A 13,710-nucleotide genomic window follows, 5' to 3' on the forward strand; every position below is an offset into this window, starting at 1 on the left:
ACGATCCTCGATTGTGGACGCCCCTGCCGAAACCCTCCCCACCGTTCGAGACTTGGTGCTGAGGCGGGCTGACGACGACAGCCTGGCCATGTTGTTCGAGGACGAGCACTACACCTATCGGGAATTCACTGCCGGATGCGTGGCCCGTGCCCGCTTGCTGTTGGAGCGCCGGTCCGATGGGCCGTTCCATGTCGGTGCGCTGTTGGACAACGGTCCGGAGTACTCGATGCTGCTTGGGGCGGCGGCGGTGGCCGGGGCGGCGGTGGTGGGTATCAACCCCACCCGGCAGGGCGCGGAGCTGGCCCGCGACATCACCCATGCTGACTGCGACATGATCATCACCGAGAGCCGCCACCGTGGGCTGTTGGAGGGCTTGGAACTGGGCGCGGCCAACGGCCGGGTGCTGGATGTGGACTCCCCAGAGTGGGCTGCCGCGCTGGCGCCATATTCCGGCACTGAGCCTCCTGATGCCGACATCGATCCGCTAGCTCCTTATCTGCTGCTGTTCACCTCGGGCACCACCGGCGACCCCAAGGCGGCCATCTGCTCGCAGGCCCGTCTGGCCCGGATCGGCGAGGTGATCACCGAAATGCGGAAGCTCACTTCCGGCGACGTGTTCTACCAGGCCATGCCCATGTTCCACTCCAACGCGCTGATGGCCGGGTGGGTGCCGTGTCTGACTGCGGGGGGTGTCGGGGCATTCCGACGTCGCTTCTCGGCATCAGGTTTTCTGCCCGATGTGCGCCGCTTCGGCGTCACATATTTCAACTACGTGGGTAAGCCCCTCACCTACATCCTGGCCACCCCCGAGCAGCCCGACGACACCGACAACACCTTGCGTATCGTGTTCGGCAACGAGGGCGCAGTGCATGACTTGGAGAGATTCTCCCGCCGATTCGGGGTACCGGTGGAGGACTCCTACGGCTCCACTGAAGGTGGCGTGGCTGTAAGCCGCACTCCCGACACCCCGCCCAATGCCTTGGGGCGGGCCGATGAATCCGTGAAGATCCTCGATCCCGATACCGGTGAGGAGGCGTCGCTGGCCGTGTTCGACGACGCCGGCAAGCTGCTTAATCCCGATGCGGCCATCGGCGAGTTGGTGTCTATGGTGTCGGCACCCACGTTCGAGGGCTATTGGAACAACCCCGAAGCCGACGAGGAGCGCACCCATGGGGGCATCTACTGGTCGGGAGATCTGGCCTATCGGGACGCCGATGGGTTTGTGTATTTCGCGGGCCGCAATTTCGACTGGCTGCGGGTGGACGGGGAGAACTTCGCGGCTGCCCCAGTGGAGCGCATTCTGGTGCGCCACCCCGATATCGACTTGGCTGCGGTCTATGCCGTGCCCAGCCCATCGGTGGGCGACGACGTGATGGCCGCGGTGGTGCGCCGCCCGGGATCGGTCTTCGACCCCGAGGGATTTGAGGAATTTCTGGCCGGCCAAGACGACCTGGGCACCAAATGGGCTCCCCGCTATGTTCGCTGGGCTGAGACCCTGCCCCAGACCGAGACCAACAAGATCCTCAAGCGCACTCTGCGCCGGGAGCGCTGGGAATCGGACGACGAGACCTGGGTGCGCGACGGAGAGGGCTATCGCCGGCTGGATTCGGATGATGTTGGGGCGATCAGAACAGAGTTCGAGGTCCGGGGCCGATTGTCGGTATTGGACGTCTAGCCGAGAGCGATTTCGGCTATGGCCCCAACAGTGGCGGCCACATGGGCCCGCTGGCTGGCGTCGATGGACTCGTAGACCTCGTTCATCCGAGCCGAGGTGGTCTCCTCGGCTTGCTTATGCCTGGCCTTAAGGGATTCGGGGTCGGGAAACGGCTCACTCCAGCCGAACAACTGGGCTTGCTGGGGTCCGGACCGGGCAACTACGGCCTCTAGAGGGGTCATGCCCACCGCGCTCAGTGCATGGATGTGGAACCCAAACCGCAGCTCTCGCAAAATATGGAGAGCCAAAGCGGTAGCTGCTGCCGGATCATCAGGCACCGGCATGGCCCGCCACCCGGCGTACAGAGCCTGGCTCATCGGCACCGTGGCGTCGAACACGGTTCGGGCGGCGGCAGCAAATTCATCCAGCCCATCGAGGTGTGCGAAGGTGCCGCTTGCCCACCGGCTTAGGCCGACCGTAAAGGCCGCGGCGGCATCAGACGGCGATCCCTGCTCTTTGGTCTGGTTCCAGCCCAATTCGACAATGGCCGGATTGAACAGGGCGAACGCCGATACCACCACGTCGGCGGACACGTCCCCCAGCACTCCGCCTCGGGCCCCCACATAGCCCGGTAGGCCGGTGAATCCATGTTCGGCCATGGTCTCCCGGACAACATCGGAAAAGAAAAAGTCGCGCCCTAGGGCGCCAACGGGGGTTGCAGTGGCAGCAGCCACTTCCTCTGGGGTCATCGTCTGCACCTTTCTGCGCCGGGCGCGTCTTGAAGGGGTGGGCGAAGGATAGTCAGATCAGCCCGTCGGCTTGGGCTTGGGTCAGCCGGTCGGCGTCCCAGCCCAGGAGCTCGGCGTAGACCTCGGCGTTGTGGGCGCCGATGGGGGGGCCGGGGTGGCCGATGGTGCCGGGGGTTTCGCTCAGGATGGGTGCGGGGGTGACCATGGGCACGGATCCCAGCACGTCGTGGTCGACGAGAATGACGCTGTTTCGGGCGCGGACCTGGGCGTCGGCCAGTAGGCCGGGCAAGTCATGGACCGGGGCCACTGGGATGCGGGCTTCGACGAAGACGGCGATGGCCTCCTCCAGGGAGCGTTGGGCGATCCAGTCGGCAACCAACTTGTCGAGTTCGTCGTTGTGGGCTAGGCGGTCGGCCATGCGGGCGAACTTGGCCTGGTCTTCGGGGCCGTCTCGCCCGGTCAGGGCCAAGATGCGCTCCACCTGGCGGTCGGTGGTGCCTGAAAGGCACAGGTAGCGATTGTCGGCGGTGCGGTAGATGTTGCGGGGGACGCCGGTTTCCAGGCGGGAGCCAAACCTCATCGGGGGCGGCTCGTGGCCGTCGGGGTCCCAGGCGGCCAGGGTGCTGCCCATCAGGGTCAATATGGGCTCGTACATCGACACGTCCACGTGTTGGCCGCCGAGGCCGTTCACATCCCGGCCGTAGCAGGCCACCAGCGCGCCGATGAGGCCGAATATCCCAGTGAGGGTGTCGCCCAACGGGATGGAGGTGAGCATGGGCGGACCGTCGACCTCACCGGTCATGTGGGTGAGCCCGGCGAAGGCCTCGGCCATGGTGCCTGCACCGGGGCGGTCGGCCAGCGGGCCGGTGTGGCCGTAGGGGCTGACGGAAACCATTACCAGGTTGGGATTGAGAGCCCGAAGCTGCTCCCAGGTGCAGTCCCAGCGTTCCAGCATGGCCGGGGAGTAGTTGTGGACCAGCACATTGACCTCCGCTACCAGCTGGCGGAGGATGTCGCGTCCCTCGGGCCGGTTCAGATCACAGGTGATGACCTGCTTGTTGCGTGACACCATGGCCCACACCAGCGACTCTCCGTTTCGGCTGGCCCCGATGCGGCGCAAGGCCTCGCCCGAGGGCGGTTCGATCTTGATGACATCGGCGCCGAAGTCGCCCAAGAAGGTGGCCACTTGGGGAGCAGCCAGAAACGACGAGATGTCCAGCACCCGGAGTCCGTCGAGAGCGCCTCGTGGTTGGCTCATTGCTGGCCCAAGGCGAAGGGAAGGTCGGTGGTGAGGAGCTCCATCGTGGTCACCTCGTTGACGAGGGGCTCACCGGCCAGCAGGCGGCGAAGGTTGTCGCAGAACAGCTCGGCACCCCGCTCCCACCGCCCTATACCCCCACCGGAGGAGTGGGGGGTGAGCACCACCTTGGGGTGAGTCCAATACGGGTGGTCTCGCTCCAGGGGCTCGGTGTTGAACACATCCAAGACCGCAGCGGCCAGGCGGTCGCCGTCCAAGGCCCGCAGCAGGGCCTCGTCGTCGATCAGCTTGCCTCTGGCGATGTTCACCAGCACCGATCCCGGTTTCAATGCCGACAGAAAGGCGTCGTCAACCAGCTTCTCGGTGTCGGGAGTGGCGGGCGCGGCCAGCACCACCACGTCGGCCTCTGGCAGAGCGCCGGGCACATCGTCCGGGGCGATCATGGCATCAACCGGCTCGTCGCCAGAGGGGCGGCGGCGCACGCCGGTCACGTGGGCCTCGAACGCCCGGGCCCGGCGGGCCGTCTCTGCGCCGATGGCCCCCAGCCCGATAATCAGCCACCGGGATCGCCACACCTCTCGGAAATTGTGGTGCTTCCAGCGGCCATCGGCTTGGGCCGCTCGCCAGCGCCCGGCGTCCTGGAACACATCGAGCACTGCTCTTAGCACGTACTCGGCGATGGGGATGGCGGTGAGGTGGGCATTGCATATCCGGGCGCCTCGATCCATCAATCGCTCGTACCCGTCCAGGTCCACCCCGGCGGCGGCCGACTGAAGCCAGCGGAAATCAGGGGCGCTCTCCGCAATCTCGAAGAACCGCTCGACCAGCCCTCCGAAGAACACATCACTCGACAGCCATCCCACCTCGGGATGGGCATCGGGCGGGCCGTCGAGCTGGCCGTCGTCGGCCAGGCGAAGCCATTGGAGGCCATGGCCCTCTTGGTCGAGCGCATCGAAATGGGACCGGTGTTGCCCGTAGGCCTTCTCGGTCATCAGTGCGAACACATCGTGGATGCTATGGGATTGACGGGCCATCCTTAGGGCGGGGAGCTCCAACCTCCCCGCCCATCAGGGCTAGTTCCGAAACCTAGCCCGGCACCTGCTCATGGGCAAGCAATTTTCTTGTCTTTCAAATTATTTGAATCTCTGGCTGGATTTTGGCTCGCAGGAGAGGCCGATTCCCCCAACTCCTTAGTTTCTGGGATAGGAGAGCACCCCTGTAGCCTGAATGGAGTTGTGGAATCTGCTGTCCGGCTCCGGGCCGCTGTGACGTTATTGGGGCGGTTTCCCGCCCTGGCCGGAGTTGATCTCGACATCTCGCCGGGGGAGATCGTCCTGCTCAAAGGGCCAAACGGGGCGGGCAAGACCACCCTGTTGCGCCTGTGCGCCGGGTTGTGCTCGCTGGCCTCAGGCCAGGGGTGGGTGCTGGGCCACGATCTCAATGAAGAGCGCCGTATGGTGCGGCGCCGGGTGGCGCTGTTGGGCCACCGCACCGGGCTCTATGACGATCTCACCGTGGCCGAGAACGTGAGTTTCTGGGCTCAAGCAGCCGGGGCTAGCCGCCAAGATGTCGACGAGGCTATGGAGCGACTCTCGCTCACCGGGCGACTAGCCGACACCCGGGTGGGCCGACTGTCGGCCGGACAGCGCCGGCGGGCCTCTATCGCCTCGCTAGTAGTGCGCCGGCCTGAGCTCTGGCTGCTGGACGAGCCCCACGCCGGGTTGGACCAGCAGTCGCGCGACACCGTGGACACGCTGGTGCGGGGCGCGGCGGCGGCCGGTGCCACCGTGGTGCTGGCCACCCACGAGTTGGAGCGCATTGCGGTGCTGGAGCCCCGGGTGGTGAGCGTGGTGGGCGGGATGGTGCGCACTGCGGATGAGTCGGCTGATCCGCAGAACCAGAACAACCCGTCTGATGCGGAGGATGACCGCCGTGTTTCGTGACGCGTGGCTGATTGCGGGCAAGGACCTGCGGATCGAGCTGCGCTCTCGGGTGGGCCTCAATCAGATTGTGCCGTTTGCGGTGACTGTTCTGGTGCTGTTCGCCTTCGCACTCGACACCAACCAGGAGGCTCTGCGCACCTATGCCCCCGGGCTGTTCTGGGTGACAGTGCTGTTGGCCTCCCTGCTGGCCATCGGCCGCTCCTTCGCGGTGGACTTGGCCGACGGAGCGGCCGACCGTCTGCTGTTGTCGGGTATCGACCCCATCGCGGTGTTCGGAGGCAAGGCCGCAGCAATCGCCATGCAGCTGGTGGTGCTGGAGGTGCTGTTGGGAGCGGGTGTGGTGCTGCTGTTCGACGTGACTGTGCATCGGTACGGCTTGCTGGTGTGCGCCGGTCTGGCCGCCGCGGCCGGAGTAGCTACCGCCGGCACTCTCTATGGGGCGCTGGTCGCTGGACTCGGAGTGCGGGAAACGCTGCTGCCGGTGCTGTTGTTGCCGGTGGTGGCCCCGGTGCTCATCGGTGCCACCCGGGCATTTCAAGACGCGTTCGGAGTTGCTGGCGCCGAAGGTTGGGCCTGGTTGGGCCTTTTGGCCGGTTTCGCCGCAATCTATGGGGTGTTCGGAGCCTTGAGCTACGGGGCTCTCTTGGAGGAAGCGTGAGCACAGCCACCGCGTCGTCACCGGCCAACAGAGCCGTAGTCCCGGCGACAACGTCGTCGCGGGCCACCAGGGTTCTGGGCTGGCTAACGCTGGCCGGCTTTGCGGTGTTGGTGGCGCTGGCCTTCGCCTGGGTGCCCGAGGACACCCGTATCACCGAACAGGGCGACGTGGTGGGCCAATTCGACGCGGTGCGCCTCATGTTCGTGCATGTGCCGTCGGCCATCTTGGCCTACACCGGATTTGGGCTGACTTTCCTGGCCAGCCTGGCCTATCTGCGGTGGCGCACCGACTGGTGGGACATGATGGCCCACTCCTCGGCCGAGATCGGGGTGGTGTTCGGGGTGCTGACCCTGGTGACCGGCTCTATCTGGGGCCGCCCCACCTGGCAGACCTGGTGGGAGTGGGGCGACGTCCGGCTGGTGACCGCTTTAGTGATGGTGCTGGTGTTCATCGGCTATCTGGCCGTGCGGCGCATTCCCGCCGACGTCGCGGTCAAGGCCCGCCGGTCGGCAGTGATCGCCCTGGTGGGAGCGGTGAATATCGTGATCGTGAACCGGTCGGTGGACTGGTGGGAGAACCGCACCCTGCACCAGCAGTCCACGCTCACCGCCCGCAAGATCCGAGACGAGACGCTGTTCACCCTGTCGTTCTCGTTCGCGGTGGGCATGGCGCTTTTCGCCTGGCTGTTGCTACACCGCTTCCGCACCGCCTACCTGGAGAGTCAGATCGAAGAGCTAGAAGTGCAGGAAGCTCTGGCGGAGCGGCGGGCCGAGGCCAACGGGGCTGGCCACGAAGGAGAGCAGCCATGACCCACGTGGGCTACCTCATAGCCGGCTGGAGCATTTCGGTGGGCGCGGTGCTGGCCTATGCCGGGTGGGTGCTATGGCGAGGCCGGTCGCTGAGCCGACGGGTGCCCGAGAACCGCCGTCGCTGGATGATGCCCGATGACTGACACCCCCACCGAAGAAGCTGTCGACCCGGGCGAGCCCATGGACCTCAGCCCCCGGCCGGGCCGTCCTGCCCGTCGGGGCATTCGCCGGTGGGGACCGGTTCTGGTGGTGGCCTTGGTGGCGGTGGTGATTGGCATCGTGCTATGGCGGGTGCTGGCCGACGCCACCCTGGTGTTCCGCGAGGTGGACGATGCGGTGGAGCGCCGGGAGGAGCTGGGCGACGACCGGTTCCGGATGATCGGCTCCCCGGTGAGCGGGACGCCGCAGAACATCACTCTGGACGACGGCCGCCCCGCGGTAGCCTTTTCGGTGACCCTCGACGGGGTGGTAGCCGACGTGGTCCACACCGGCGGGGTGTCAGACCAGTTCCAGCCCGAGGTGCCGGTGGTGATCGACGGCCATTGGGTAATGAGCAGTAAATATGCCCGGGCGGCCGACGACGGCTGGTACTTCGCCAGCGACCGGATGCTGGTCAAGCACGACAACGACTACCGGGTGGAGAACCAAGACCGCATCGACGACGCCGAAGAGCGCGGGCAGTACGAGTGACTGGCCGCCGCTGCCTCGCGAAAGGTGAGCTGAGGCAGTGAACATAACCCTGGGGGTTCTGGGCATCTCGGTGGCGATGGCCTCGTCGGCCATTGGGGTGGTGATGGTGGCCGCCCGCCGGCTCGACAGGGTGCAGCTTTGTGCCTGGCTGGTGCTGGGCGGGGCCGCCTTGTCGGTGTTCGCCATGGAGCGAGCCCTCATCACCCGTGACTTCTCGGTGTCGTACGTGGCCGAGAACGGCAGCCACGCCACCCCCGCCCTGTTCAACGTGGCCACCCTGTGGGCCGCCCTGGAGGGCTCCATCCTGCTGTGGGCCCTCATCCTGGCTGGGTATCTGGTGCTGGTGGCGGTGAAGTTCCGCCATCGCCTCCACGATCCGCTGGTGGGGTGGGCCATGGCGGTGCTGTTCATCGTGTGCCTCTTCTTCTTCGTGCTGATGTTCAACTGGCCCAACCTGGATCTAGCCCAGCCCTTCAGGAAGGTAGACGTGCCGCCGGGCTACAACGGCCCCGGCCCCAACCCGCTGTTGCAGAACCACTGGCTGATGGCGGTGCATCCCCCGATGCTGTACCTGGGCTATGTGGGGTTCACCGTGCCCTTCGCCTTCGCAATCGCCGCGCTGGCCACCGGGAGATTGGGGGAGGGGTGGCTGATCGAGACCCGCCGCTGGACTCTGTTCGCCTGGGGCTTCCTCACCGCGGGGATCATCTTGGGGGCGTGGTGGTCGTGGGACGTTCTGGGCTGGGGCGGCTACTGGGGCTGGGACCCGGTGGAGAACGCCTCGCTGCTGCCGTGGCTCACCGGTACCGCCTACTTGCACTCGGTGATGGTGCAAGAGCGCCGGGGGATGCTGCGGGTGTGGAATCTGTCGCTGGTGTGCGCCACTTTCGCGCTGACCATCCTGGGCACCTTCTTGACCCGCTCAGGCCTGGTTGACTCGGTCCACGCCTTCTCGGCTGATGCAGTGGGCCCCGCGTTGCTGGTGTTCTTCGCCATCGTGGTTGTGGTCACCGTGGGGCTGATCGCCTGGCGGGGCGACCGGCTGCGCTCGCCGGGGCAGATCGACTCGGCAATGTCGCGGGAGGCCTCGTTTTTGGCCAACAACCTGCTGTTCGGGGTGTTCGCCTTCGTGGTGCTGCTGGGCACGGTGTTCCCGCTGATCGTGGAGGCCGTGAACGGCGATCGGATCAGCGTGGGCACTCCGTTCTTCGACCAGATGACCATGCCCGTCGGGTTGCTGTTGTTGTTTCTGATGGCGGTGGCCCCGGTGCTGCCGTGGCGCAAAACCACCGCCGAGCGGCTGTCGGAGCGTCTGATGTGGCCGGGATGGGCCGCGGCGGCTGGGTTGTTGATCGCCCTGCTGGTGGGGGCGAGGGGGTTGGCCCCGCTGCTGGCCTTTGGCCTGGCCGGGTTCGCAGGGGGAGCCGCGGTGCGCCAGCTGGTGTTGGCCGCCCGGCGCCAGGGGTGGCGAGGGCTGGTGGGCCGGGCCAACGGCGGGATGGTGGTACACATCGGCGTGGTGGTGGTGGCGGTGGCGCTGGCTGCCAGCAATAGCTACCTGCACCAGAGCGAGCTGACCGTCGCACCAGGGGAAACGGCCTACGTCAGCGGCCATGAGATCGTCTTCGTGGGCACCCAGGAGAAGGTGTTCGACAACAAGACCAAAGTGGAGGCGGTGGTGCTGGTAGACGGCTCGGTGGTTCGGCCGGGGGTGAGCCGGTTTGCCAACGGCGGTATTGTGCGCACGCCCGGAACCAAGTCGTCGCCGGTGCGCGACATCCAAGTGGCGGTGCTGGATCTGCCCGACGGCCCCGGAGGCCCCGCCGGGTTGCGGGTGACCGTGCAGCCGCTGACCTTGTGGCTGTGGATCGGCGGCGGGATCATGCTGTTGGGCGCGGTGTTCTCGGCCTACCCTGGCCGCCGCCGCTCGCCCACCCAACCGGTGTCAGCGCCGGTGTCGGGAGTTCCCCTGCGAGACCGCCCCCTGCGAGACGGCTCCCTTCGAGACGACGGAGTGCCGGTTGGTTGAGCAGACGCCGCCCGCCGATCAGCCGGTCGATTCCGACCAGCCAGACCAGCCGGCGCGGCTGCGGACGGTTCGATGGGTGGTGCTGGTCGTAGGCCTGCTGGCTGTGGCCCTTGTTGTGGTGCTCGCGGTGTCTGAGCGCGACCGGAGGGGGCCGCCGGTGCCCGACTTCGCCCCCGAGTTCGCCGGAGAGACCCTGGAGGGGGGCAGCTTCGACATGGCCGAGCAGCGAGGCCGATGGGTGGTCGTCAACTTCTTCTCCACCTGGTGCGTGCAGTGCGTGGTGGAGCATCCCGAATTGGTGGCCTTTCACGACCGCTACCGCGACGATCCCAATATCCGCCTGGTGAGCGTGGTCTTCCAAGACGATGTGGAGATCATCGCCCAGTTCTTTACCGAGCGGGGCGGCGACTGGCCGGTGGTGATCACCAACACCGGTCGGATTTCCATCGATTTCGGGGTGACCGCGGTGCCAGAGACCTATCTGGTGGATCCCCTCGGACGGGTGGTGGCCAAGTTCACTGGCGGCGTCACCCTGGCCGGACTCGAGAACCAGTTGGTGCGGGCGGGAGCGGGCGCATGATCTCCCGGCGGCGAAAGGTGCTCTTGTCTTGGCTGCTGGTGGGGGTGTCGCTGGCCACCATGCTGGTGTTCGGGGTGGTTGACGGGCGGGACGACCGCACCAACGCCGAACGAGCCCACGACATCGGCGCCACCATCGCCTGTCCTCAATGCGTTGGACAGTCGGTGGTGGAGTCCGACGTGGCCATCGCCCGGGAGATCAGGGCTGAGATCGGCCGCCTTGTCGTGGCCGGCTACAGCGACGACGACATCCGAACCCGGTTCGCCGAGCGATACGGGGATTGGGTGGTTTTGACACCGTCGACATCGGGGGTGAGCGGGCTGGTCTGGGTGATTCCGGTGGTGGGATTGGTGGTTGGCGTCGGGCTGCTGGCGGCAACGCTGAGCCGGTGGCGCCGGGCCAGCACGGCTGGTGAAGAAGTCTCAGACGAGGATCGTGCCTTGGTTGAATCCGCCCGCGCCGGAGCGAGCGAGCGGCGCGATGAATGATGAGCGGGAGTTCTGGCTGGAGTCGCTGGATGACCTAGATGAGGAGTTGGCCGCCGGCGATCTGGAGCCCGAAGACCATCAGGTTCTGAGTCGGAGCTATACCCGCCAGGCCGCTCAGGTACTTCGACGTGGTCAGCCGGGATCCGAGGGGGCAGAAGGCAAGGGGCGGGGGAAGCTGATCGCGGCTGTGGCGGGGCTGGTTGTGGTGGGAGTGCTTGCCGGGGTGTTTCTGGCCCGGGCGGTGGGGTCGCGCCATTCGGGGGACACCATCACCGGCAACGACGCGGTGGCCAGCGTTCCCAGCCTATTGAGGAATGCCGAGGAGTCGGCCGCGGCCGGAGACTTGGCGGAGGCCATTGCCATCTACGACCGGGTGTTGGAGCGCTCGCCGACCAATCCCACTGCGCTGGCCTACAAGGGCTGGTTCTTGGCTCTGCAAGGCCAGGAGGCCGAGGCCGCCGATATTCTGGCCGATGCCGTGGTAGCCGCGCCCGAATATCCCGATGCCCGGGCGTTTCGAGCCATCCTGCTCTACCGCACCGGCGACTGCTCCGGTGCGGCGGCGGAACTGGCTTCCTTCGATGCCACCAATCCCCCAGAGTTCATCAGCCAGCTAGTGGAAACCCAGGGCTTGCGCACCAACATCGCTCTTTGCCAGATCGTGTTGCAGGGCCAAGAACAGTTCCAGACTCTGGCCGACCTTGGGCTTTCTGCCAACGACGCGGTGGCTGCGGCCCGTGCCCTGTGGGATCCGACCACGCCCTCACAGGGCGACCCCGCGCTGGCGCTGCGAGTGTATGAGGCGGTGTTGGCCGATGACCCCGACCACCCCGGGGCTCTGACCTATAGCGGGGTGATGCTCACGCAGACCGGCCTCGACGATCAGTTTGCCGAGGGTGCCCGCCGCATCAACCGGGCGGTGGAAGCCACCCCCAATCACCCCGAAGCCCGACTGTGGCGAGCCTGGCTGTTCGCCGGCCTCGGCCAAACCGACCAAGCCCGCGCCGACCTCGACCACCTCGACTCCCTCAATCCTTCTCCCGAGATCGCCCGCCTCGCCGCCGACCTCCGGTCGCGTCTGGGCTGACGTTATCCACCGGTCAGTTATGGCTGGGGTGGGTGGGGTATTGGGCGAACCAGGAGAGGGGGGAGGGCTGGCGGGCGAGGACGGTGGGCCAGAGGTCGCCGGGGCTTTCGGTGAGGAGGTCGGCGGGGTCGGCGTCGACCACAAACCAGGCGGCTGATTCGATCTCGTCTTCGAGCTGGCCCGGGGACCAGCCGGCGTAGCCAGCGAACAGGCGGACGGCGTCGACTGCGCTTGCCACCTCTTCGGGGTCGGCTTCCAGGTCGAGGGTGCCCACCGGGCCGAGTACGGGGGTCCACCACCCTTGGTCGGGGTCTTGTCGTACTCGGGCCAGGGCCACCACCGACTCGTTGGACACCGGGCCGCCGATGAACATGGTGGGCGGCGGGGCCAGATGCGGGGCCCATTGGGGGAGGGCATCGCTGACCAGCATTCCCGAGGGGCGATTCAACACCACACCGGCGGCGCCCTCCTCCTGGTGGGCCAGCATCAGCACCACGGTTCGCTCGAAGTTCCCGTCGCCGATGAGCGGGGTGGCCACCAACAGCTTCCCGGTGGTGTCGGCCCCCGCGTCCACTGCTACAGATTCTCCACCACGTAGTCGATGCAGCCGCACAGGGCGGCGATATCCGAGGGGGGAATGGCCGGGAACAGAGCCACCCGGAGCTGGTTACGGCCCAGCGCCCGGTACGACTCCACGTCGACAATCCCATTGGTTCGCAACACGGCGGCCACCTCGTCGGCCGACACTCCGTCGAAGTCGATGGTGGCCACCACGTGGCTGCGAATGGCGGTGTCAGACACGAATGGGGTGGTGAAGCCGCGGTTCTCGGCCCAGGTGTAGATGATGTCGGCCGACTGGTCGCAGCGGGTTGCCGCCCACTCCAGCCCGCCGTTGTCGTTGATCCACTCCACCTGGTGTACGGCCAAAAACACGGTGGCCAGCGCCGGGGTGTTGTACGTCTCGTCCTTGCGGGAGCTACCGAGCGCAATGGCCAGGTTCAAGGACGGGGGGATCCAGCGGTCGCCCGCCGCAATCCGCTCGATGCGCTCCACCGCGGCGGGCGAGCAGCAGGCCAGCCATAGTCCGCCGTCGGCGGCCAGGCACTTCTGGGGGGCGAAGTAGTAGACGTCGGTCTCGGCGGGGTCGAATCGCAGCCCGCCGGCGCCCGAGGTGGCGTCCACCAGCACGAGGCCTTCATCAGCCGGACGGCGCAGCTCCATCGACACCCCGGTGGAGGTCTCGTTGTGGGTCAGGGCATAGGCATCCACCGTGGGGTCGGCCACCGCCTCAGGATGGGTGCCGACCTCGGAGCTGATGATGACCGGCTCTTGCAGATGGGGGGCGGCGGACACCCCGGCGGCGAACTTCGCCGAGAACGCCCCGAAGCTCAAATGCTGGCTGCGGGACTCGATCAGATTGAAGATGGCGGCGTCCCAGAACCCGGTGGTGCCCCCGTTGCCCAGCACCACCTCGTAGCCGTCGGGCAGCGAGAACAGCTCGGCCACCCCGGCCCGGAGCCGGTGTACCACGTCTTTCACGGTGGCCTTGCGGTGGCTGGTGCCGAGGAAGTCGTCGGCTGCCTCGGCGAGGGCCATGGCGGCCTCCGGTCGCACCCGCGACGGCCCGCTGCCGAAGCGGCCGTCTTCGGGCAGCAGGTCGGGAGGGATGGTGATTGCGGGGGTTTGGGCAACAATGCTCACGAAGCCCCACGATACCGACGCCAGAGGCTCAACCGGCGTTGATCGGCCCACTGGAAATTGAACG

Annotated in this window: 15 protein-coding genes; 10 read left to right on the top strand and 5 right to left on the bottom strand. The window is 66.8% G+C overall.

The features are described 5' to 3' along the window. Positions 1-13: 13 nt before the first annotated feature. Entirely contained in the window at positions 14-1,675 is a 1,662-nt protein-coding gene (locus tag ACOGXH_RS06780; RefSeq protein ID WP_419928350.1) for an AMP-binding protein, read from the top strand. Here ACOGXH_RS06780 and ACOGXH_RS06785 read toward each other — a convergent pair. Genes ACOGXH_RS06785 through ACOGXH_RS06795 form a run of 3 tightly spaced genes read right to left on the bottom strand, consistent with a single transcriptional unit; the run spans position 1,672 to position 4,665 of the window. Next, complete coding sequence (locus ACOGXH_RS06785; protein WP_419928351.1) at positions 1,672-2,403, bottom strand: SCO6745 family protein; 732 nt, start codon at positions 2,401-2,403, stop codon at positions 1,672-1,674. The two genes, ACOGXH_RS06780 and ACOGXH_RS06785, sit on opposite strands and share 4 nt — an antisense overlap. Positions 2,404-2,455: 52 nt before the next feature. Then, complete coding sequence (locus tag ACOGXH_RS06790) at positions 2,456-3,661, bottom strand: CaiB/BaiF CoA transferase family protein (RefSeq protein ID WP_419928352.1); 1,206 nt, start codon at positions 3,659-3,661, stop codon at positions 2,456-2,458. Next, positions 3,658-4,665 carry a D-2-hydroxyacid dehydrogenase gene (locus ACOGXH_RS06795; RefSeq protein ID WP_419928353.1) on the bottom strand — a complete coding sequence of 336 codons (1,008 nt, stop codon included), beginning with the start codon at positions 4,663-4,665 and terminating at the stop codon, positions 3,658-3,660. Before ACOGXH_RS06795 ends, ACOGXH_RS06790 begins: the two co-directional genes overlap by 4 nt. A gap of 231 nt (positions 4,666-4,896) precedes the next feature. Between ACOGXH_RS06795 and ccmA the strand changes: the two genes are divergently transcribed. From ccmA to ACOGXH_RS06840, 9 genes are read left to right on the top strand one after another with little or no spacing between them, the layout of a single operon-like run. Continuing rightward, positions 4,897-5,604 (top strand): heme ABC exporter ATP-binding protein CcmA, encoded by a 708-nt coding sequence (ccmA, locus tag ACOGXH_RS06800; RefSeq protein WP_419928354.1) that lies wholly within the window; start codon positions 4,897-4,899, stop codon positions 5,602-5,604. Then, positions 5,594-6,262 (top strand): heme exporter protein CcmB, encoded by a 669-nt coding sequence (locus ACOGXH_RS06805; protein WP_419928355.1) that lies wholly within the window; start codon positions 5,594-5,596, stop codon positions 6,260-6,262. Before ccmA ends, ACOGXH_RS06805 begins: the two co-directional genes overlap by 11 nt. Beyond that, a complete protein-coding gene (gene ccsA / locus ACOGXH_RS06810) occupies positions 6,259-7,071 on the top strand; it encodes a cytochrome c biogenesis protein CcsA (protein ID WP_419928356.1) in 813 nt (270 codons plus the stop codon). Before ACOGXH_RS06805 ends, ccsA begins: the two co-directional genes overlap by 4 nt. After that, on the top strand, positions 7,068-7,214 hold the full coding sequence (locus tag ACOGXH_RS06815) for a hypothetical protein (protein WP_419928357.1): 147 nt from the start codon (positions 7,068-7,070) through the stop codon (positions 7,212-7,214). The genes ccsA and ACOGXH_RS06815 overlap by 4 nt, the downstream gene beginning before the upstream one ends. After that, positions 7,207-7,761 carry a cytochrome c maturation protein CcmE gene (locus tag ACOGXH_RS06820; protein WP_419928358.1) on the top strand — a complete coding sequence of 185 codons (555 nt, stop codon included), beginning with the start codon at positions 7,207-7,209 and terminating at the stop codon, positions 7,759-7,761. The genes ACOGXH_RS06815 and ACOGXH_RS06820 overlap by 8 nt, the downstream gene beginning before the upstream one ends. A gap of 37 nt (positions 7,762-7,798) precedes the next feature. After that, positions 7,799-9,790 carry a heme lyase CcmF/NrfE family subunit gene (locus ACOGXH_RS06825; protein ID WP_419928359.1) on the top strand — a complete coding sequence of 664 codons (1,992 nt, stop codon included), beginning with the start codon at positions 7,799-7,801 and terminating at the stop codon, positions 9,788-9,790. After that, complete coding sequence (locus ACOGXH_RS06830; protein ID WP_419928360.1) at positions 9,783-10,370, top strand: TlpA family protein disulfide reductase; 588 nt, start codon at positions 9,783-9,785, stop codon at positions 10,368-10,370. Before ACOGXH_RS06825 ends, ACOGXH_RS06830 begins: the two co-directional genes overlap by 8 nt. Next, entirely contained in the window at positions 10,367-10,858 is a 492-nt protein-coding gene (locus tag ACOGXH_RS06835; protein WP_419928361.1) for a cytochrome c-type biogenesis protein, read from the top strand. Before ACOGXH_RS06830 ends, ACOGXH_RS06835 begins: the two co-directional genes overlap by 4 nt. Then, on the top strand, positions 10,851-11,945 hold the full coding sequence (locus ACOGXH_RS06840; RefSeq protein ID WP_419928362.1) for a tetratricopeptide repeat protein: 1,095 nt from the start codon (positions 10,851-10,853) through the stop codon (positions 11,943-11,945). Before ACOGXH_RS06835 ends, ACOGXH_RS06840 begins: the two co-directional genes overlap by 8 nt. 13 nt (positions 11,946-11,958) lie before the next feature. Here the strand turns inward: ACOGXH_RS06840 and ACOGXH_RS06845 are convergent, their stop codons facing one another. Together ACOGXH_RS06845 and serC are read right to left on the bottom strand one after the other, a co-directional pair. Continuing rightward, positions 11,959-12,519, bottom strand: a complete 561-nt coding sequence (locus ACOGXH_RS06845; RefSeq protein WP_419928363.1) for a YqgE/AlgH family protein — start codon at positions 12,517-12,519, stop codon at positions 11,959-11,961. Between the two features lie 2 nt (positions 12,520-12,521). After that, entirely contained in the window at positions 12,522-13,640 is a 1,119-nt protein-coding gene (serC, locus tag ACOGXH_RS06850) for a phosphoserine transaminase (protein WP_419930337.1), read from the bottom strand. Between the last annotated feature and the right edge of the window lie 70 nt (positions 13,641-13,710).

It is taken from the genome of Candidatus Poriferisocius sp., assembly GCF_965208355.1.
Lineage (GTDB): Bacteria > Actinomycetota > Acidimicrobiia > Acidimicrobiales > Bin134 > Poriferisocius.